This window comes from Moritella marina ATCC 15381, from assembly GCF_008931805.1.
In the GTDB taxonomy this organism is placed as follows: domain Bacteria; phylum Pseudomonadota; class Gammaproteobacteria; order Enterobacterales; family Moritellaceae; genus Moritella; species Moritella marina.
Genome location: NZ_CP044399.1, coordinates 1669259 through 1690024 on the forward strand (window position 1 = coordinate 1669259; position 20766 = coordinate 1690024).

19 protein-coding genes and 1 riboswitch are annotated in these 20766 nt (G+C 39.5%); of the genes, 3 read left to right on the forward strand and 16 right to left on the reverse strand.

Features of this window, described 5'->3' with window-relative positions:
- Nucleotides 1-68: 68 nt before the first annotated feature.
- The 3 genes from tamB to FR932_RS07505 all read right to left on the reverse strand — a co-directional run bounded on the left by tamB (nucleotide 69) and on the right by FR932_RS07505 (nucleotide 6400).
- Entirely contained in the window at nucleotides 69-3893 is a 3825-nt protein-coding gene (gene tamB / locus FR932_RS07495) for an autotransporter assembly complex protein TamB (protein ID WP_019440073.1), read from the reverse strand.
- Entirely contained in the window at nucleotides 3893-5626 is a 1734-nt protein-coding gene (locus FR932_RS07500; protein ID WP_019440072.1) for an autotransporter assembly complex protein TamA, read from the reverse strand. Before FR932_RS07500 ends, tamB begins: the two co-directional genes overlap by 1 nt.
- Nucleotides 5627-5761: 135 nt before the next feature.
- Nucleotides 5762-6400: a deoxynucleoside kinase gene (locus FR932_RS07505; RefSeq protein WP_019440071.1), complete on the reverse strand. Its 639-nt coding sequence runs from the start codon at nucleotides 6398-6400 to the stop codon at nucleotides 5762-5764.
- A 207-nt stretch (nucleotides 6401-6607) separates the two neighbouring features.
- On the opposite strand from FR932_RS07505, the gene FR932_RS07510 reads away from it, so the two are divergent.
- Nucleotides 6608-7948 carry a DEAD/DEAH box helicase gene (locus FR932_RS07510; RefSeq protein WP_019440070.1) on the forward strand — a complete coding sequence of 447 codons (1341 nt, stop codon included), beginning with the start codon at nucleotides 6608-6610 and terminating at the stop codon, nucleotides 7946-7948.
- A gap of 77 nt (nucleotides 7949-8025) precedes the next feature.
- On the opposite strand, the gene FR932_RS07515 is transcribed toward FR932_RS07510, so the two are convergent.
- A complete protein-coding gene (locus FR932_RS07515) occupies nucleotides 8026-8889 on the reverse strand; it encodes a LysR family transcriptional regulator (RefSeq protein WP_019440069.1) in 864 nt (287 codons plus the stop codon).
- Nucleotides 8890-9058: 169 nt separating this feature from the next.
- Between FR932_RS07515 and gshB the strand changes: the two genes are divergently transcribed.
- Both gshB and FR932_RS07525 read left to right on the forward strand, forming a co-directional pair.
- Complete coding sequence (gshB, locus tag FR932_RS07520; protein WP_019440068.1) at nucleotides 9059-10087, forward strand: glutathione synthase; 1029 nt, start codon at nucleotides 9059-9061, stop codon at nucleotides 10085-10087.
- Nucleotides 10071-12050 (forward strand): flavohemoglobin expression-modulating QEGLA motif protein, encoded by a 1980-nt coding sequence (locus FR932_RS07525; protein WP_019440067.1) that lies wholly within the window; start codon nucleotides 10071-10073, stop codon nucleotides 12048-12050. The genes gshB and FR932_RS07525 overlap by 17 nt, the downstream gene beginning before the upstream one ends.
- Nucleotides 12051-12144: 94 nt before the next feature.
- Here the strand turns inward: FR932_RS07525 and moaE are convergent, their stop codons facing one another.
- The 12 genes from moaE to moaA form a co-directional block, all read right to left on the reverse strand.
- Nucleotides 12145-12600, reverse strand: a complete 456-nt coding sequence (moaE, locus tag FR932_RS07530) for a molybdopterin synthase catalytic subunit MoaE (RefSeq protein WP_019440066.1) — start codon at nucleotides 12598-12600, stop codon at nucleotides 12145-12147.
- Nucleotides 12601-12604: 4 nt separating this feature from the next.
- Entirely contained in the window at nucleotides 12605-12850 is a 246-nt protein-coding gene (gene moaD, locus FR932_RS07535) for a molybdopterin synthase sulfur carrier subunit (protein ID WP_019440065.1), read from the reverse strand.
- Nucleotides 12851-12867: 17 nt separating this feature from the next.
- Complete coding sequence (gene moaC / locus FR932_RS07540; protein ID WP_019440064.1) at nucleotides 12868-13344, reverse strand: cyclic pyranopterin monophosphate synthase MoaC; 477 nt, start codon at nucleotides 13342-13344, stop codon at nucleotides 12868-12870.
- A gap of 16 nt (nucleotides 13345-13360) precedes the next feature.
- Nucleotides 13361-13867 (reverse strand): molybdenum cofactor biosynthesis protein B, encoded by a 507-nt coding sequence (gene moaB, locus FR932_RS07545; protein WP_019440063.1) that lies wholly within the window; start codon nucleotides 13865-13867, stop codon nucleotides 13361-13363.
- Between the two features lie 88 nt (nucleotides 13868-13955).
- Nucleotides 13956-14471 carry an RNA methyltransferase gene (locus FR932_RS07550; RefSeq protein WP_019440062.1) on the reverse strand — a complete coding sequence of 172 codons (516 nt, stop codon included), beginning with the start codon at nucleotides 14469-14471 and terminating at the stop codon, nucleotides 13956-13958.
- 181 nt (nucleotides 14472-14652) lie between these two features.
- Nucleotides 14653-14790, reverse strand: coding sequence for a TIGR02808 family protein (locus tag FR932_RS07555; RefSeq protein ID WP_019440061.1), 138 nt, complete (start codon nucleotides 14788-14790; stop codon nucleotides 14653-14655).
- A 21-nt stretch (nucleotides 14791-14811) separates the two neighbouring features.
- A complete protein-coding gene (locus FR932_RS07560; protein WP_019440060.1) occupies nucleotides 14812-15384 on the reverse strand; it encodes a NapC/NirT family cytochrome c in 573 nt (190 codons plus the stop codon).
- Between the two features lie 18 nt (nucleotides 15385-15402).
- Nucleotides 15403-15870 carry a nitrate reductase cytochrome c-type subunit gene (locus FR932_RS07565; protein WP_019440059.1) on the reverse strand — a complete coding sequence of 156 codons (468 nt, stop codon included), beginning with the start codon at nucleotides 15868-15870 and terminating at the stop codon, nucleotides 15403-15405.
- 87 nt (nucleotides 15871-15957) lie between these two features.
- Complete coding sequence (napA, locus tag FR932_RS07570) at nucleotides 15958-18444, reverse strand: periplasmic nitrate reductase subunit alpha (protein WP_019440058.1); 2487 nt, start codon at nucleotides 18442-18444, stop codon at nucleotides 15958-15960.
- Nucleotides 18441-18713: a chaperone NapD gene (locus FR932_RS07575; protein ID WP_019440057.1), complete on the reverse strand. Its 273-nt coding sequence runs from the start codon at nucleotides 18711-18713 to the stop codon at nucleotides 18441-18443. The genes napA and FR932_RS07575 overlap by 4 nt, the downstream gene beginning before the upstream one ends.
- A 47-nt stretch (nucleotides 18714-18760) precedes the next feature.
- A complete protein-coding gene (gene napF / locus FR932_RS07580) occupies nucleotides 18761-19243 on the reverse strand; it encodes a ferredoxin-type protein NapF (protein ID WP_019440056.1) in 483 nt (160 codons plus the stop codon).
- Nucleotides 19244-19602: 359 nt separating this feature from the next.
- Nucleotides 19603-20580, reverse strand: coding sequence for a GTP 3',8-cyclase MoaA (gene moaA / locus FR932_RS07585; RefSeq protein WP_019440055.1), 978 nt, complete (start codon nucleotides 20578-20580; stop codon nucleotides 19603-19605).
- A riboswitch (molybdenum cofactor riboswitch) is annotated at nucleotides 20568-20714 on the reverse strand. Its footprint overlaps the gene before it by 13 nt.
- Between the last annotated feature and the right edge of the window lie 52 nt (nucleotides 20715-20766).

Below are 20766 nucleotides of genomic sequence, written 5' to 3' on the forward strand. Positions count from 1 at the left end.
CGTACTCAGTTGATCTAAACAGCTACCTTTCTTACCCGCTTACCGAAGTAAAAAGTCACATATAAAGGCTAACGACTAAATTTATAATAAATATCCACAGCACTATCGACACCACTCACTAGCTCGATATACAGTTTTGGAATGATCTCATATCGTACAATCACTTCACTGAGCGCTGAAAATATGCCGATACCGTAACGGATCTGAACGCCTGGTAATATGTAACCACTCATTTCAACGCGTGTATCATTTCCTTGCCCTTGAGTATCAATAGCAAAATCTTTCACCCCTAATGTATCACCGACAAATCCAATAACCCCTTCACCTTGACCTAGGCTAGAGCTAATAAGTAATGTCTTGAGGACATCATCTTGACTTGTCTCGTCTTCAGAACCAATATCACGACCACGTAATAAATATGAAATCATACGCGTCTGTTCCATGTCAGGTTCTGAAAATATAGTAAACACTGGTTTTTTAGCTGGACCAATAAGGCGCACACCGACAATGACATTATCCTCGGTCAGCTCAGTATTCCGGATCGCTTCAACGTTAATGAGCGGGTTATCTATCGAACCAGAAAACACAACTTGGCCCTGACGAATATACAGATCCTGTCCAAACGAACGGTAACGACCATTTTCAAATTGGAGTATCCCGTCAGAGAACAAGTTACCATCTTTATCTAACACGATAGTTACCGCGCCCGTAATATCAGATTTGAGGCCAAAAGAATTAATTTTCACATCGTCAAGCAGCTTAATATTAACTTCGACGTCAAGTGGATAGGATTGGTAATTAGTGACGTTATCAGCATCAATAATAATCACATCATTAGACACTTGGATAGCGCTCTGTGGTAATTGCTCAACTTTGATTAATGCAGACGGAATGACGATATCACCAGTGATTTTTGCGCCGACATCGTTCCCAGTAATTTTAATTTTAGGACTGAACTGTAATTTCACGCCTTTATTATCATCAAACTCAAAATTATCGCCGTGAAGTAACAACTCATAATTGAATGAATCACCCCAAGCAAGGCTACCAACAGCTTTCGCGATCCCCTTTTCGGAGTTAGCAGTACCCGTAATCGCTGCATTTTGACCACTCACCTCGATATTAAATTGAAAGCTCTCCAGTGTGACCGGTAATTCATCACCCGCTAAATAGCCATTATTCACATTAAACTGGCCAATAACTTTAGGTTTATCTAACGTTCCATCGATAACACCTGCGCCAGAGACAACACCATTAAGTACGTCTACTTGATAAATCAAAGGTTCCATAAATGAGAGATCAATATCAATAATATCGATATTACCGCTCAGTTCACGCGTCGTAAATACGTCATCAATTCGAATATCAGCTGATACACCGCCTAACTCATGGGATTTAATATTTGCTTTGACTGAGAGGCTCGACTCATCTAGACCAACTTTCATTGTTAGGGTTTCAAAATTCGCAGTATTGCTTTCTTCTTCATTATAAATAAGCATCGAACCATTAACGATACTCAATTCAGAATTTAACTGTAACGGTATTTCTTTACCCCATGAAACTTCACTCTCAATGTTAAGCAAGCCTTCGATTTCAAGGTTGTTTGCCGTTTCTAACGCCAATTTATTAATATCGTAATCATGTAATTGAAATTCAAATTTATCGGCCTGATCAAGCTTGCCATCAAAGCCTAAGCAGAGCGTAGCTTGTTTTTCATTCCAACAATGTTGCTCAACAGCAAGATAATTATCTTTACCTTCGTAAGAAAATGTCACATTAGGATCTATTATCCAATTGCCATATTCGGAATTAACACGTCCTTTCGTCACTTTTCCTTGCCAATTATCACCTAGCCAAGAACCTGCAATCTTCAATTGCGCGTTATTTTTATCATTTTCAACATTGAGACTTAGACTATTACTGGCACTGCTTGCTTGATACTCAACGCCTACTTTATTAATAACCTGCTCGCCAATGCGTAACTCTTCACCTGAAAGCGAGAGCACACCTTCAGGACGCTCGGTTAAGCTAATGCGACCACTTAACTCGGCACGTTTTAGATTATTATCTTGCAAAGATACATTATCAGTGAAAAGATTAAAGTTTAACCAAGGCTTAGATTTGTTGCCAATCACAGTAAAATAACCAAAAGTACTACCCGAAGCCCCTGAAATATAAGGCGCGAATGTTTTTACATCTATTTCACCGCCTAACTTGAATTGCTCATTAATGATACCGTCTAGCTGAATAGAATCCTCGCCGCGGAAAAGCGCAAAATTATTCAAACGCCAATATAAATTTTGGTTTAAGGTAAGCTGTCCCTGTAGTGTTAATGGATAACCTTCAACATCAGCGACAAGATTAATATCATGTACATCGACAAGCCAATCATTATTAGATTGCGGCTGAAGTTTAAAGTCAACGCGAACATCACCACTGGGTTGTAATTTTACGTCAGGCCAATATTTATCAAGATGTACACCGCTCGTTGCTATTTTACTGCTTACTGTTATCTCATTAACCCAATCAACCTTAGCTGAAGCGGTCACTGTACCACCTAAAGTTTCAGCGCTAACCCTTGATAACACCAGTCCATCTAGATCACCTCGGCCATTTATGTCAAGGTCGAATAACGGGGCATTATCAATATCAAGTAAACCAGAAAGAGTAATCTTATAATCATCTAAATCCCCTTGTAATGATAACGAGCCCGCGGTTGTTTCAATAAACGATGGTGAGAATAATGGCCAGCCTAAATCTTGCCAATTAGCATCAATAGAAAATGGTAACGCTGATTTTAACGGTGATAATGACGCCTTGATATTAATTTCAGTATTTTTCTGTCCATGACCCTTATTCGTGTTTTTGTCCTGAACCGGCGCAGAAGTATTTATCGATAAATTTATCTTATCAAGACTACCGCCTGCTTTCACATCGACGACGAGCTGATTTAGTAATGCGGGCTGCTTCAATGTTGTTTGCACGTTTACAAACAAAGGGTAACTTTGTTGTAATAATATCTCTCCCGTTAACCGGGTATCAGCCTCTGGCATAGCAACATTTAGTTTTTCAATGCCAACTTCACCGGCATCAATAAAACCAATTAAATCGATTCTATTGAAGTCCAAAAATAAGTCATTAACCTGGAGTTTAGATTCCGCTAATTTAGCATCGAGTACATCGACTCGTAATGGAATGGATACTTGATAAAGTGAAAACTCATTGAGCAGTTCAGAAACAGCCTCTAATTGCTTGCTGTTTTCAACCACTGTCTGTAGCTTTGTTTCTATATCGCTGCTGTTTGCTGCATCAGTCATCACTTTCACAAAGACATTTGTGGTTTTTAGTGACGTAACGGTGATATCGCGCCCAGATAAATTAACCGCACCTTCAAGTCTGTCTGCTGTAATGTGGGTATTGGCGATCTCTACATTGATATTACTTATATCGATGTTTTTCGTTCGAATGAACAATGGGATATGCAACTGCCAATCATCATTACTGATTTGATCATCAAGCGCAGCGATACGAGTTAATGCATCACCCAAATCGATGCCTAAAAGTACCGGAGGTTCTTTTTTGAGTGGCATTGAATAATGCACTGCTGCAGCATTAATTGAATTGACGCACACTTCTGCACTGACTAAACAAGATAAATCAATTTGGTAATCTAGATCTGTAATCGACAGTTGTAATAAATCACCTTGCCAATCTATTGTTTTCCAGCGAGCCTGACTTAAGACAGTACCTTGTTCTAAAGTAAGATGCAGTGGTAAATCGGATTTATTCAATTTACTAATAATATATTGATTACCAGCATGGCTGCCAAGTAACCCAACAATGGCGCCGAAAAATAAAACCAATAAGGTAAAAAATAGGATAAATATACGCATTACATTTCAGGTCCAATATACAGGTGAAAAGTATACTTATTATCAGTATCTGATTTAACAGGTACCGCGAAATCAAGTTTAACGGGGCCGATCGGGGTCAACCAGCGTATACCAGTACCGACACCCACGCTAACAGGTTCGGAAAAGTCATTCGTTGACGTCCCTGCGTCGGCAAAAATACCGATACGCCATTTCTCTGCAAATTGATAACCGTACTCGAGTGAACCTACCGTTAAATAACGGCCACCTATATAAGCACCAGCATCATCGGTAGGTGTAACTGTTTCATAATCATAACCGCGTATACTCTGACTACCACCAGCAAAGAAACGCATTGAAGCTGGTACGCTTTCAATTTCGTCAACATAAATAGCACCAAGATCGAAACGGCCAGTAAAGAAATGCGTTCTATCAATAGAACGTAAATATTTCGTTCTACTTTGGACTTTTAACATATCAGTATCAGCGCCCCAATATTTACTCGCGGTTTCAACACTAAATAATTGCTGATTTCCCCAGTAAGGGTCAACGCCGCCACGTTGTTTCGTTCTCGCAAAGCTGACGCCAGGTAATATCATCAGACTACTACCAACTTGGCTACCTTGCGTAAAATCTTCTTGTTCAACTTTGATAAACCAAGTTCGTAACCACTTGGATTCGAGCTCAAACTGACGTTGTAACTGCAGCGTAAACAATTTACTGTCGGTATCTTGGTTATCCTTGCGCTGAAAACCAAGCTGAATTTTAGCAATGTTAGTGATCGGGTCTTCAATTGGAATGTCATAATTTAATGTCAATTCCTGCTGTACTGTTGAGTATTCAAAATCAGCAGAAATACTATCACCACGGTTATTAATCCATGGTTTTTTCCAACCCAGTGAGCCTCTAACACCAACGTCACTCAAATAACCCACACCAACTTCATAAGTGTTGCTCGGATGGTTGATCACCGTAATAATGATCGGTACTTGACCATCTTTTCTCGCATTAAGATCAGGCGCTACCGATGCAGACTGGAAATAACGACTATTGAACAAGGCTAAACTGTATTCTGAAACCAAATTAGACTCAAACTCTTGTCCTTCTTTAAAGGTCGCTAACTCAGAGATAATAGATGCTGATTTAGTTTGATTAGAGAGTACTGATTCACCAAATACATAACGTTCTTTACTATCAAAGATAAGATCAATATCTGCTCGGTGTTTTTTAACACTGACTCTGACTTCACTCTTTAGCCATTTACCATCAAAGTAACCACGTTCGATCGCAAGTTTAGTAATATCCGCTTTAAATTTGTCATAATTTTGATGTGATAAATTAGCACCAGAGATAAGCGGCTTAGTACTGAGTAATGTCAAAAACATCGGATCATCGGCGGCCTCACCGTCAATCTGAATATTAACGTTGGCCAATTTCACTCTTTGACCGAGTTTAATGTCGATAAAGACAAGTAGTTCATCGTCATCAAGTGTCAGATTAAGAGTTATTTCAGGGGTATAAAAGCCAAAGACTTGGATAGAATCAACAATGTTTTTTCTAACTTTAGATTCAAAAAAACTGTAATTATTACCCTTAGGTACTGCGATTGTAGAGAGGTATGAATCAATATTATCTTCGATATCACCTGAAACACCAGTTAATTTAAAATCGATGCTGGATACGGCGAATGCAGGTACAGAGAAGGCTGCAGAATATAACAACAAAATGAGTGTGAATAGCGTACGTAATTTCACTAACTGAGACCTTGACTTAGCACAGTTCAAATAAAGAATCGTACTTTCCATGTAAAGGAAAATGATGATTTACAGATTAGTCTAATTCATATAAAAAAACAATGGCATAGTATTTACTACACCATTGTATTTCAACTAAATGCCTTCGCTAATAATGCGTTTAGCTAGCGTAGCTGGGCAACCAAAGTGAGTCCAATCTTCAGTCAGTAACACGGTATTATATTTACGGCAGATATGCGGTAAAAATGTATCATGACAATCCGAAATCAACTGTAGATAATCACGTGGCGTTCCCTGCTCGGCATCACGAGCGCGTGAAAGCATGCGCGTATACGCAGTTTCAGCTTCACAACGCAAATATACAACTGCAGATACACGAGGATAATCAGCTAATTTAGTTTGAATATCATAATAATAATCAAGATCTTTACCATCAGGACGACATGCTTCTGCTAGGTTTGCTTGACAGAAAACCAGGTCTGAAAATAATGAACGCTCAATAATGTAATTGAACGCAGGATCGAGATCTTTACAGATATCAGATCTTTTATTAGTAATGTAACGCTGAAACTCGATACGGCGTGTAGGGTCCACTGTAAACGCTTGTAGTAAGCGTTGAAATTCAGGGTCTGAATCAACATCTTCCAATATTAACTGCCAGTTAGCGGTATCATTATCTGTTAATTCTTTTGCCAGTAACGGCAGCAATGTTGATTTACCAACACCGATATTACCTTCGATCGCGACTAGTTTAAACGTTTGTTCATTACTCATTATAAAACCTATGATGCTAATATAAGCGGCGGATTATAGCATATTGATAGTGTCTTCCAAGCGCAACCTTGCTTAACATCTAGACAATTTATTAAATTTAACGCTAAAAATTTATCCGTTAACGTAAATCATACATTCACCTAAGTTATTTATTCCTGTATAATATGCCGCCTTAATGGGCATATTGCCCGATTGCTAGGATATCCAATGAAATTTTCATCATATAGTTTTACTCCCGAAATTTTACGCGCGCTAGAAGCTTGTAATTATGACCAAATGACGCCTGTACAACAGCAAGCAATCCCAGCTGCTGGTCGCGGTAAAGATATTCTAGCAAACGCACAGACTGGTACTGGTAAAACAGCTGCTTTTGCTTTACCTATCTTGCAACAAATTGCAGACTCACCGAAAGAAATCCACTCATCTCACGTACGAGCACTTATTTTAGTGCCTACACGTGAGCTTGCTGCGCAAGTAACTGACAACATCAAAGCGTATAGCCAATTCATGTCACTTAACGTTATAAGTGTTTATGGCGGCGTTAAAATGGAAACGCAAACTAAACAGCTTAAAGCGGGTGTTGATGTATTAGTAGCAACTCCAGGTCGTTTACTAGAGCACTTACAACTTAACAATACCAACCTTGCTAACGTTGAGCACCTAGTGCTTGATGAAGCTGACCGTATGTTAGATATGGGTTTCATCACTGATATCCGTAAGATCTTAGAATGCATGACTGCTAATTACCAAACAATGCTTTTCTCTGCGACGTTATCGCAACAGATGAAGCATTTAGCAAATGAATTACTGTCACAACCAGTCATCGTTTCTGCATCAAAAGAAAACTCAACAGCGACAACAATTAAGCATGTTATCCACCCTGTTGAACAACGTCGTAAACAAGAATTGCTTTCTGAATTAATCGGTACTAAAAACTGGAAACAAGTTTTAGTATTTGTTAACACGAAAGAAGCAGCTAACAACATCGTTAAAGAATTGAAACTTGATGGTATTCGAGCTGATGTTTGTCATGGTGATAAAGGCCAAGGCGCTCGTCGTCGTGCTTTAACTGAATTTAAAGAAGGCAAAATCCGTGCACTAGTTGCAACCGATGTAGCTGCGCGTGGTCTTGATGTTCAAGGTCTTAAATTCGTTGTTAACTTTGACTTACCTTTCCTAGCGGAAGATTACGTTCACCGTATCGGTCGTACTGGCCGTGCTGGCGAAACAGGTAATGCTGTATCATTTGTATGTCGCGAAGAAGAGCACGGTCTTGCAGATATCGAAGCGATGATTGGTCACAAGATTGAACGTCAAGTAGTTAAGGGTTATGAAGTAAGTAACCGTGACCGTCTAATTGCTGATATTAGCGGCCGTGCATCACACGAACGTCGTCAACCTCGTCGTAATAAAGCGGTTGGTGAAGAAAAAGTTGAGCACAAACCAAAAACAACTGCACCAACGAAAAAAGCAAGCAAAGGTAAGCACCGTAAGACAAGTGCAAAACTACACCGTAAAGGTAATGTAGCAGCGCCAAAACAAAAGTAACAATCAGCTGACACATAGTAAGACCTTATTAAATAACCGTCATTGGTTAATTTAATAAGGTTTTTTTACATTCAAAATTAATCGATGCTTTCGATTATTTTATTAAACGGCACCGCAAGTAAACTGTCGATCATAGTTTGTTTTTCATGATCAGCACGACAGACGAGGTATAACGCTTGCTCCATTACAGGAGCATCTTGTACTAAGTGCAATAAACCCGCATCAACACTCTGCGCTATCACAGGTGAAGGTAAATAACCCACCCCTCCGTTACCAATAATATGATCTAATGCAACACGACATGAATCAGTATGGATCACAGCAGTGCGCTGCAGCGCTGCAATTTTATTATGCTGGATAGAAAATCGCGTGCTCCAGTCTAAATAAACCAAAGGTAATTCGCTAATATTATCCATATCACAATCAGGCTTATGCGTGACCAGTTGCAATTGGTAATCCCGTACTTTAACAATATTAAAATCATCGTTCGCTGGCGGCTCGCTGGTAATTGAGAGATCAATGCTCTTATCAAGTAAGCGTTTAGACATATGCTGACGCGGCACGGACTCCAGCCTTAAAGCCAGTCCAGGATCTGCGCTGGAAATACGGTTGATCCAATCGGAAATGCCGTCAAATTCCCAGAATATTGCGGAAGCACCTACTGTGATTTGAACTGATAATTCTTCTGATAAGGCAATATCGTTCCTCGCACGCCCCCACATTTGTAAAATCGACTCAGCATAAGGCAGTAAACGTTCGCCTGCACTCGTCAGCTGTAAATTACCACGTTGACGTGAAAACAGCGGATTGCCTAATTGCGATTCCAAATGACGGATCCTAAAACTTACCGCAGATTGTGTTAAAAATAAATTATCTGCTGCACGACCAAAATGCCTTGTCTTAGTGACTTCCAAAAATGTTTTAAGTAGTTCTGTATCCAAGAGTTTAGCCTTCACTAGATAAAATAAATAACCACATAATACAATATAGTTTAGATATTCAATAACAAATTATTTTTATCGTCAGCAGTAAAATTGTTCGTTTTACACCAACTCATTCCCGCCCTACCATCGCCGAAAAATAACCCCCTATACAGTTTGGTAGAATGCTATGAAAATTTGTTTTGTTATGTACCCTTGGGAAAATGTTGAGCCAGAAAATGATTCAACACTACGCATGATCCATGAAGTTGCGAGCCGCGGTCACACTGTAGCGATCACAACACCGAATAATTTAACAATGCGTGACAGCATGTCGATTGCTTTTTGTAAGGTACTTAAGAAAGGCGCTATATCAACAAATATTCCAGGGTTTTATCGTAAAGCAGAGTTTAGAGAAGCACAGCTACCTTTAGCAGGTTTTGACGCCATTATTATGCGTGCTAATCCGCCGCTTGATACGATGGCATTGAACTTTTTAGACTCTGTACGTGATGATACTTTTATCATGAATGATATTGATGGTTTACGTATCGCGAACAATAAATTGTATACGGCATCAATGTCTGATTTGAATAAAGAATTCATCCCAGTAACGCATGTATCAAAGCAACGTGATTATCTCGAATCAGTGCTCGCCGAAAACACCAAAGACTGCATGATCCTCAAGCCATTAAATGGTTACGGCGGTTCAGGCGTGATTTTGTTGGATAAAAATGCTAAATCGAGTGTTAAATCCTTACTTGATTTTTATATTGGTGACGATCAAAACTACGTTATTTTGCAGGATTATATTGACGGCGCTGAAGAAGGCGACGTGCGTATTATGATGCTAAACGGGCAACCGATTGGCGCAATGAAACGCATACCGGCAGATGGTGATGTACGTTCAAATATTCACGCTGGTGGTAGAGAAGTAAAGCATGTACTGACCAAGCAAGAGTTACGCTTGTGTAAACACATTGGCCCTAAATTAGTTAGAGATGGTCTGTACCTTGTTGGTCTTGATGTTATCAACGGCAAATTAGTGGAAGTAAATGTATTAAGTCCGGGTGGCATTACTCGTATTAACCGTTTAAATCGCACTAAGTTACAAGTAGAGATCATTGATTTCGTTGAAAGTGTTGTCAATGCAAAGAATATCAATATTGCGCGTAAAAATGAATTTCGTAAGGTGATTGCAGATGCAGCAGCTTACTGAGAAGGCGATACTCAATAATATCCGTAAGCAGATACCATTCACTGCGCAGTTAGAAGATGGCTGTTTGACATTACGGATCAGTGAGTATCAGCCACATATAGCAACAGCGATTCATCACGGTCATCAAATACGCGAATCATTAAGTCAGCATATATTGCTGACTGAACAAGAGCGTTATTATGAAGAAGATCCCTTTACTGGTGATTTTATTTCTTCACAGCCGATTGTTTTGCAAGTTGAAGATTCTCGTTATGAGTATGACCTTAACAGACCGTTAGCTGAATGTGTCTATAAAACCGCTTGGGGTAAAGATATCTGGTCAGACACTTTACCAACAAGCGAAATAGCATTAAGCAAAGCGAAACATAGCCGTTACTATCGTATTTTAAAGTGCTTGATTAGCACTTTAGAAGCAAAGTTCGGTTTGTGTTTACTGTATGATATTCATGCTTATAACTATCAGCGTATTGAGGCTAAGACGCCAACATTTAACATTGGCACACAACAATTAAATAGCCGTCATTGGCGTAAAGTACTCGATAACATACAACGTAAATTGAAACACATTGAGTTACCAAATATCACGGTTTCAGTGGCTGAGAATGATGTCTTTAAAGGGCTTGGCTATCAAGCGAGTTTTGTTACCGAACATTTTCGTAATACCTTAATCATGCCGATTGAAGTTAAAAAGGTATACATGAATGAAATGGGCGGTGAAAGCTTCCCATTGGTTATCGAAAAACTAAAAGAAGGCATGAAAACAGCAATCAATGAACATGCTGCAGCAACAATAACGCATTACAGCAAAGGAAAACGAAAACCACTACGGCATGTCTTATCGTCTAGCCTACCGACAGAAGTCGTAAAGCTAGATAAAGACTTATATGCCCTAGCCCGTGGCATTAATACGCTCAACTATATTACGCCTAAAAATTTGAAGCAGGAAAAGAAACGATTCTTACATAATCCATTTTCCTATCAGCCTAATTTCACTTATCGACAGTTAGATATTGACCCTTACAAATTTAAGGAGAATTTATATCGATTGCCGGTCGAAACAATCTTAGATGCTGACATTCAAAAATTGTACCGTACTGTCATTGAGCAATTAGCGATGCGTATTGATTTGCTAGCCAGTATTGGTACTGAACAATTCTTGTATAATTCACTGCGTTATTATGGTGAACCAAATAAAGAAGATATAAGTAATGCAAAGTTCATTTTACATGCATGTGAATATCTTCCAATTATGGATGCGAGTATTGACGCCGCTGGTGCTGTCGCCGCGTTTCAACAAGCAGCTGCAGAATATGGCGTAAAATGTAAGGTTGTCGAAGCGAAGAATATGATCGCGAGAGCGATGGTAAGTGGCCGTACCATTAAAGTAAATAATGAATGCTCATTTAATGACACAGATCTTAATGCGCTGATTCATCATGAATTGGGCGTGCATTTATTAACGACTGCCAACGCAGAGGTACAACCATTACATATCTTTAAATTAGGGCTACCAGGGAATACCCATGCCCAAGAAGGTTTGGCTATTTTATGTGAATATTTATCGGGTAATTTACCGCTACACCGCTTAAAGACACTCGCATTACGCGTTATTGCAGTATCGAAAATGGTGGCTGGAGAATCATTTAATCAGTGCTATTTAGACTTGATTAACGGTCATAATGTGACGATAGATGATGCCTTTACCATTACGTTAAGAGCTTATCGTGGCGGTGGTTTTACCAAAGATTATTTATATCTACGCGGATTAAAAGAAGCCCTACAGATGTATAAACAAGGTGATATCAGCAGTTTATTTATCGGTAAAACCGGCTTTAACTCAAAAATATTACTGGATGAGTTGATTGCGCGGGGCATATTGAAGTCGCCTCATTACGTACCAAAAGCGCTAAGTATGAAAAGCGAAGAAGATACCATCATGACATTCATTCTTGATTGTATCTAGTGAAGTTAAGTGCTCATTAGATTAAGTGCAATAACATTAGCAGTGATACGTTCTCAATAGAGAATGCATCACTGCTATTTATTACAGGAGAATATTATTTCCAGCGATCAGCAGCTGTCGTATCGGTTTCACGGGCATCAACCCAATGTGCCCCCTCTTCAGTGGCTTCTTTTTTCCAGAATGGCGCTTGTGTCTTCAGGTAGTCCATAATGAATTCGCAGGCTTGGAAAGCATCACCACGGTGCATACTTGCAACACCAACAAAAACAATCTGGTCACCTAACGCTAATTCACCAATACGGTGGATCACTTTAACACCTTGAATTGACCAACGAGTTTCAGCTTCAACTAAGATTTTCGCCAGCGATTTTTCGGTCATGCCTGGATAATGCTCAAGTGTTAAACCCGACACGTTATCACCTTGGTTAAAATCACGTACTTTACCGATAAAAGTAACCACGGCGCCCGTACTATAGCTTTGGCCTAAGGCAGCATATTCAGTTGCCAGATCAAAATCTTCAGTTTGGATTTGAATTGCATCAGTAAACATCGTCTTATCCCCCTGTTACAGGTGGGAAAAATGCAACTTCAGCACCGTCTTCAACCGGTGAGTCTAAGCTACAGATTTCTTGATTAACAGCGACTAATAATTTATCTGAATCAAGCGCCAGTGCCCACTTGCCGCCTTTAGCTGCTAGTTCAGCGCGCAATGCGTTAACTGATTCAAACGGACCTGTAACGTTCAGTTCAGCGCAATCAATCAATTCTCTAATTTGTGCAAAAAATAAAACTTTAATCATGATAATACCTGCGCAATTTAAACTTTAAAATGACCTGACTTGCCACCGGTTTTTTCAAGTAGCTTAACACCATCAATGATAATGTCTTTCTGAACCGCTTTACACATATCATAAATGGTTAACGCTGCAGCAGATGCGGCAGTTAGCGCTTCCATTTCTACGCCTGTTTTACCCGACAATTTGCAGCAAGTTTCGATACGAACAAGATTATTCTCAGGTTCTGGGGTTAATTCAACCGTCACTTTAGTCAACATTAACGGATGACAAAGCGGAATAATATCAGATGTTTTTTTTGCCGCTTGGATACCCGCAATACGAGCCGTTGCAAACACATCACCTTTGTGATGGTCGCCCGACATAATAAGCGCCAGTGTTTCTGCTGACATACGCACAATTGCTTCAGCTCTTGCTTCACGTTGAGTGACTGTTTTCTCTGTCACATCAACCATATTTGCTTCACCAGAAGCATTTACATGTGTAAATTCTTGAGACATTAATAAATCCTATTACTTAGATATGTGGCATGAAGTTGCATGGACGATGTGAATTATTCAACTGCTCACGCAGGATCTTATTCCAACCCGTTTTACATGCACCCGTTGAACCAGGCATGCAGAAAATAACTGTTTTATTAGCAAAACCACCAACAGCGCGGCTTTGAATCGTTGATGTCCCGATCTCGTCATATGACACTGCGCGGAATAATTCACCAAAGCCTTCAATCGCTTTATCAAATAATGGCAACACCGCTTCAGGCGTCATATCCCGAGCTGTAAAACCTGTACCGCCAGTGATAAGTACACCTTGAATATCTTCATCCGCAATCCATTGAGATACGATGGCACGGATCTTATACTTATCATCAATAACGATCTTTTTGTCCAATAGGACATGACCATCAGCAACAAGAGCCTCAGCAAGAAAGCGCCCTGAAGTATCTGTTTCTTCATTACGGGTATCGGATACGGTCAATACTGCTAATTTGGCAGCTTTAAACCCTGATTCAGCATGGCTCATTATTTTTCCTTTTAAATTCGGTCATGTAAACGAAGTGATTATAAAAGATTAAGCTTATCGGTCGTTGATCTTGATCAGCTTGTGACTTTTACTTTATGCTTATAACTTTTACTTTATTATTGTTGTCACGACTTTCGCGGATTAACGCGTCATTAGCGATGGTATCTACTGACTTTGCAAGGCGATCATAGAGTAATACATTCACTGTCGCTGCGAGGTTCATACAGCCGACTGTCGGCACGTAAACAACGGCCATTGCACGATCGATCACTTTTTGATCTATGGTGCCGTCTTCAGGACCAAAGATATAGATGACATTGTCTGGATGTTCGAACGCTGGTAGCGGTATAGCGCCTTCAGCAAGTTCAACACACACAATATTTGTTGATTCAGGAATACTATCTAACCAATTATCAACCCCTGTTAGTGGGGTTTTAGCGGCTACATTTTTAGTATCGGTTTGAAAAGCTGAAGCGCGATCGTATCTTTTACCAGTGTAATAAACCGCATCAGCTTGGTAGCAACCAGCTGCACGCATTACCGCACCAACATTAGTGGGACTTTTAGGATTGGTTAAACCAATTGATACATTTTTATTTTTCATTCAATGTTTTATTTCGTTAACGCTGTGTTCATATATTAAAACAAGCGGGATATTAAGAGGCTTTATAATACAGGGATATTAAGGTTAGCTCAAGGTCGTAAAAAATAGAAAAAAGGCCGCATTACACGAACGCGGCCTTCCGATTATTTATTCACGTATTAAGTCACTTGTTAAGTGCTTATTACGCTTTATTTTTATCTGCAGTAAATGATAATGCAAATACTGATACACCTGCAACAGCTACAAATCCTGCGAGTAAAATAGTGGGTATTGCAGCATATCCTAAAATATGCCAAATAACGTATTCTAACGTACTCATAATCGTGTTTCCTTTTTCAATCTACCAACCAGGTACGTCAGACATATCTGGAAGTTGATGGGCAATACCTTTATGGCAATCAACACACGTTTTCTCGCCACTTGCTAGCGCTGTTGAGTGTTGCTTACGGCTACGTGGGCCTTGCTCTGAGAAGTCCATGTATTCAAAGTTATGACAATTACGGCATTCCTGTGAATCATTTTCTTTCATACGTTGCCATTCACGCACGGCTAAATGCTTACGACGAGCTTCAAATTTTTCTTGAGTCGAAATTTTACCCATCAAGAATGCCACAATTTCATTACTCGCTTGCACTTTACGTACAATTTTATCAGTCCAGTTATGCGGTACATGACAATCAGAACAGATTGCACGCACACCAGAACGATTCGAATAGTGAATTGTTTCTTTTAGTTCTTTAACAATTGGCGCGTGACAAGCAGAACAAAACTCTTCTGTATTTGTCGCTTCCATCCCCATGTTAAAGGCACCCCAGAAAATAATACCACCAAGAAAGCCCATTGCTAAAACAGTACCAACAGCCGCTTTACTTGGTGTCGTCAGTTTTCGCCAAAAATTTAAAATAAACTTCATTTTATCGCCTCTTTTTCGTTAGCGTAATGAATCTACACGTTTAAATTCATTTTCGATTAACGGTGATGCATCAGCTTGCGTTACATGGCATTGTAGGCAGAAATAACGACGTGGTGACACATCCGATAACACTTCACCATCACGACCTTGGTAATGCGTTACACTAATCTTCGTTGCACCCATTTCACCAGCGTACTTCCAACTATGACATGACAAACATTTGTTCGCATTTAAAGACACTTCATAATGGCGTGTTTGATGCGGAACCAATGGTGGTTGGTATACGTAGTCACGATCGATTGGACTACGATCTTTGATCACACGCTTCAACTCGTCCGCTTTACGCGTGGTATCCAGTTCAGTGATGCCACGTAAAGAGGCAACGCCACCGTTATTTACATTTTCAATGACAGCCGTTTCTGTACTTTGTGCTGATACAGAGAATAAAGTCCCTGCAGCTAGCAGCACAGCCAATAATTTTCTCATATTATGTTCTCCGCCTATTGGCAAATAAATCCGTTATCTGCCAGCATCGACTGCTGGCAAAATCATTCAGTAAGATATGCAGCTTAATTACACTTTTGTAATTTTGATTGCACATTTTTTATAATCCGTTTGTTTTGATAACGGATCCGTAGCATCTAGGCATACCTTGTTAATTAATACTCGCGCATCAAACCAAGGTACAAATACTAAGCCTACTGGTGGGCGGTTACGACCACGTGTTTCCACACGACAACGAACTTCACCACGAAGTGATTCAATAAGTACTTCATCACCACGACGCACGTTACGTTTCTTCGCGTCATCAGGATGGATATAACAAAGCGCATCCGGCATTGCACGATAAAGTTCAGGTACACGTGCAGTCATCGAACCTGAATGCCAATGCTCAAGAACACGGCCAGTGCATAACCACATGTCGTAATCTTCATTTGGCACTTCTGGTGGCGCTTCGTACGGTGCAAAGATGATGTTTGCTTTGCCATCAGGCTTACCATAAAACTTAAAGCCATCACCTTTACCTACATATGGATCACTGCCTTCTGCAAAACGCCATTTCGTTTCAACACCGTTCACAACAGGCCAACGTAAACCACGAACAGTATGGTAAACATCATATGGTGCTAAATCATGCCCATGACCACGACCAAAGGTTGCGTATTCTTCGAATAGCCCTTTTTGAACGTAGAAACCTTGATCATTTGCATCATCGTTTAACTCTTGCGCTTCGCTTAGTGGGAATGCGTCAACGTTACCGTTTTTATACAGTACATCGTACATCGTCTTACCACGGACTTCAGGCATTTTAGCGATGAGATCTTCGCCCCACACTTCTTCAATTTTGAAGCGTTTAGCAAATTCCATTAACTGCCATAAATCTGATTTTGCACCTTCAACAGATTTAACTTGTTGATACCAAGCTTGCGTACGACGTTCAGCGTTACCGTATGCGCCCTCTTTCTCCACCCACATTGCTGTTGGTAAAATAAGATCGGATGCTTGAGCTGTTACAGTTGGATACGGGTCAGAACAAACGATGAAGTTAGCAGGGTTACGGTAACCAGGTAAACCTTCTTCCATCATGTTTGGTGCAGCTTGCATGTTGTTATTACACATAGTCCAGTACGCGTTCAAGGTACCATCTTTTAGTGCACGGTTTTGAGCAACAGCGTGTAAGCCCGGCTTAGGTGGGATCGTACCTTCAGGTAGTTTCCAGATTTTTTCAGCAATGGCGCGATGTTTAGGATTCGCCACAACCATATCTGCAGGTAGACGGTGTGAGAATGTCCCCACTTCACGGGCCGTACCACACGCTGAAGGTTGACCTGTCAGTGAGAATGGACCATTACCTGGTTGTGAAATTTTACCAACAAGTAAGTGAATGTTATACACAAGGCTGTTCATCCATACACCACGCGTATGTTGATTCATACCCATAGTCCATAGTGACATTACTTTAATATTTGGATCGGCATATTGTTTAGCAAGAGTCAGTAGTTTTTCTTCTGATACTCCTGAGATTTCAGATGCTTTCTCAACTGTATACTCAGCTACAGACGCCTTATACTCTTCAAATGTCATTGCTGTCATTTTGCCCGAGTTAGGGTTTTTAGCTTTAGCTTGCATTGGGTGTTCGTCACGTAAACCGTAACCAATATCTGTTGCTGTACGTTTAAAGTGAGTGTGTTTATTAACAAAGTCCCAGTTTACAGCATCGTTTTGGATGATGTAGTTAGCAATAAAGTTAGCCATTGCTAGGTCTGATTGTGGGTTAAAAATAACACCTGTATCAGCAAGTTCAAAAGAACGATGCTTATACGTAGATAATACGTTTACTCTAACGTGTGGATTACTTAAACGGCGGTCAGTGATACGCGTCCATAGAATGGGATGCATTTCAGCCATGTTTGAACCCCAAAGAACAAACGCATCTGATTCTTCAAAGTCATCATAACAGCCCATTGGCTCATCAATACCAAATGTACGCATAAAACCACCAACGGCAGAAGCCATGCAGTGACGTGCATTCGGATCGATGTTATTTGAACGGAAACCAGCTTTCATCAATTTAACTGCAGCATAACCTTCCATCACCGTCCATTGGCCAGAACCAAACATACCGACTGATGTTGGACCTTTTTCTTTTAATGCAGCTTTCCACTTCTCAGCCATGATATCAAACGCTTGATCCCATGAAATAGAAGCGAATTCACCATCTTTAGAGAACTTACCGTCTTTCATACGTAATAAAGGTGTCGTTAAACGATCTTTACCGTACATAATTTTCGATAAGAAGTAACCTTTAACGCAGTTAAGACCTTTGTTCACAGGTGCTTCAGGATCGCCTTGTGTCGCAACAACTTTACCACCTTGTGTTCCGACTAATACAGAGCAACCTGTACCGCAGAAACGACATGGGGCTTTATCCCACTTAATTTTGGTTTCATCGCTAACGGCAATAAGATTTGTTGCACTAGCAGGAAGCGTAACGCCAGCAATGGCAGCCGCAGAGACTGCCGCATTCGCTTTAACAAACGCACGTCTGGTTAATTTCATAGATCATCCTCACATGATGGATCGATAGTTTCAATTTGGTGAAAAACAAGAGAAGTACTTAAGACATGTTCGAAATTATTAATTTTATCAATAATGTCGGTAACAAATTTTTGATTACTGGTTTCTAATACGACGATAATTTTACCCTCTTCACTATCACCGTAAATTTCAGCATCTGGAAGCGCTGAGATTTTATGTTTCACGTCGACCAAAGACTCTGGTTTTACGTGAATAATTAGACTTGATATATGAACTTCTTGTTCTGCCATTTTATGACCTTATAATTATTATAAAACATATTCTTAATAACTAAAATTTAACGATTGAGCTTCACAGCGATTGCATTAACAGGACAAACTGAAACGCAAGCACCACAACCATTACAATCATCTAATACAACATCTGGGCTAACAAACGTTGTACTAGTAAAATTAAATTTCAAAGCTTCGGATTCACAAGATTCCGCACAACTTCGACAATATACAGACTCATTATTTAAGCAACTTATTGAAATGGCAGCTTTATTATCCCAAGCTTGAGCTTGAGTTAAATCAAATAAATCCTCTTTACAGTGATTTACACATTCTTTACAAAAATTGCATTCTGATACGCTAAAATCAATTTCAGGAAATCCGCCGTCACCTACTATTATAATTTGCTCAGGACAAGCCTTGCTACAATCACCACAGCGGGTGCACTTATCAGTAAAATCTAAGTCTGCTTTTAACCAAGGTAGTCGTACAACATTGTCTTGATCTTTACGACGGAATAACGAACGTCGAGCTAGATTTATACTCATAAAACTACCTTGTAAAATAATTCATGTTTAAATGTGTCGTTTAAAATCCACATCAGTCTATAAAGATATTTGTTTCATGATGATACAAATAACCCACACCTAATATACTCCCTAATGGATAAGCTAAGTAAAACTTAATTTAGATCAATAAATTGATATTAAAATGAATATCATTAAGCCCTTTATTGAAAGGGTCTATTTTAATAAACCTGATTACAACAAATACCTAAAATTATAGGTAATACTTTTGAAATGTGCATTTTTGTAGCAATTTAAATAACGTAACATCATGTTACGCTATTTAAATTAGCATTGAACTGGGGAGGGTTTTAGAAGGAGATATACGAACTTTCTAACTTTTAGCCACCAATAGACGCAAGATGTGGTGTATTCGCGGTAAATCCGTCTTGTAAGAAATGTGTCGATTTCTTCTCAGACATATGTCCTACCACACGCTCTATTAACGCTTGTTGCTGGTTATCATCTTGCAATAAATCACGTAATTCAACACCGCCTTCGCCAAATAAGCATAAATGTAAGCGCCCTTTCGTAGAAACACGTAGGCGGTTACAAGTTGAACAAAAATTCTTCTCATAAGGCATAATTAAACCAATTTCACCAATATAATCAGGGTGAATAAAAACTTGTGCAGGTCCATCCGCCTTACCTCTAACTTTACTTACCCAACCTTGCAGTATTAATTTGTCACGAATACTCGCGCCAGAAACATGGTGCTTATCAAACAAAGCTTGGTTATCACCAGTTTGCATTAATTCAATGAAGCGCAATTGAATCGGCCTAGTTTTGATCCAATTTAGAAAATCATCCAGCTCGATATCATTTAAGTTACGCATTAATACCGTATTCACTTTAACGGTTTCAAAGCCAGCAGTAAAAGCAGCATCAAGGCCAGCCATTACTTTGTGGAACATGTTCTTACCAGTAATCTGACGAAACATACGAGCATCTAAGCTGTCAATACTGACATTTAATGCATCAAGTCCTGCATCACGCCATTGTTGTGCATATTTTTCTAGATTAAAACCGTTTGTCGTTGTCGCTACCTTATTAATTTTAGGGATCTCGGCAATGTCTGAAATAATATCCGTGAAGTCTTTCCGTAATGAAGGTTCACCACCAGTAATACGGACCTTTTCAGTCCCCATTTCCGCAAACCCTGTCACGATACGACGTAATTCATCTCGCCCTAAGAATTCAGGTTTACCGTCAGCTTTATAGCCATCTGGTAAGCAGTAGTTACATTTGAAATTACAAACGTCTGTAATTGATAAGCGTAAATAATAAAATTTACGCGAAAACTGATCTTGAAGTTGCATAAACACCTTTCCAAATACGGGAGGCTCAATCATTTCTGATTAAACCCTTATAGCAATTTCGACTGCTATGAGTCCTTAAGATCATATTTAAATTTATAAATTTAGATCATTAAGGATCGGAGTTTGAGTTATATTGATTTTTAATGGTCGTTAAACTTAAACTATTTTTTAAGTAATTTAAAGAGA

Excerpts from the sequence above, each read along its gene's own strand:
- tamB (WP_019440073.1), bottom strand. The coding sequence starts at position 3,893 with ATGCGTATATTTATCCTATTTTTTACCTTATTGGTTTTATTTTTCGGC.
- FR932_RS07505 (WP_019440071.1), bottom strand. The coding sequence starts at position 6,400 with ATGAGTAATGAACAAACGTTTAAACTAGTCGCGATCGAAGGTAATATC.
- FR932_RS07510 (WP_019440070.1), top strand. The coding sequence starts at position 6,608 with ATGAAATTTTCATCATATAGTTTTACTCCCGAAATTTTACGCGCGCTA.
- gshB (WP_019440068.1), top strand. The coding sequence starts at position 9,059 with ATGAAAATTTGTTTTGTTATGTACCCTTGGGAAAATGTTGAGCCAGAA.
- FR932_RS07525 (WP_019440067.1), top strand. The coding sequence starts at position 10,071 with ATGCAGCAGCTTACTGAGAAGGCGATACTCAATAATATCCGTAAGCAG.
- moaE (WP_019440066.1), bottom strand. The coding sequence starts at position 12,600 with ATGTTTACTGATGCAATTCAAATCCAAACTGAAGATTTTGATCTGGCA.
- moaD (WP_019440065.1), bottom strand. The coding sequence starts at position 12,850 with ATGATTAAAGTTTTATTTTTTGCACAAATTAGAGAATTGATTGATTGC.
- moaC (WP_019440064.1), bottom strand. The coding sequence starts at position 13,344 with ATGTCTCAAGAATTTACACATGTAAATGCTTCTGGTGAAGCAAATATG.
- moaB (WP_019440063.1), bottom strand. The coding sequence starts at position 13,867 with ATGAGCCATGCTGAATCAGGGTTTAAAGCTGCCAAATTAGCAGTATTG.
- FR932_RS07550 (WP_019440062.1), bottom strand. The coding sequence starts at position 14,471 with ATGAAAAATAAAAATGTATCAATTGGTTTAACCAATCCTAAAAGTCCC.
- FR932_RS07555 (WP_019440061.1), bottom strand. The coding sequence starts at position 14,790 with ATGAGTACGTTAGAATACGTTATTTGGCATATTTTAGGATATGCTGCA.
- FR932_RS07560 (WP_019440060.1), bottom strand. The coding sequence starts at position 15,384 with ATGAAGTTTATTTTAAATTTTTGGCGAAAACTGACGACACCAAGTAAA.
- FR932_RS07565 (WP_019440059.1), bottom strand. The coding sequence starts at position 15,870 with ATGAGAAAATTATTGGCTGTGCTGCTAGCTGCAGGGACTTTATTCTCT.
- napA (WP_019440058.1), bottom strand. The coding sequence starts at position 18,444 with ATGAAATTAACCAGACGTGCGTTTGTTAAAGCGAATGCGGCAGTCTCT.
- FR932_RS07575 (WP_019440057.1), bottom strand. The coding sequence starts at position 18,713 with ATGGCAGAACAAGAAGTTCATATATCAAGTCTAATTATTCACGTAAAA.
- napF (WP_019440056.1), bottom strand. The coding sequence starts at position 19,243 with ATGAGTATAAATCTAGCTCGACGTTCGTTATTCCGTCGTAAAGATCAA.
- moaA (WP_019440055.1), bottom strand. The coding sequence starts at position 20,580 with ATGCAACTTCAAGATCAGTTTTCGCGTAAATTTTATTATTTACGCTTA.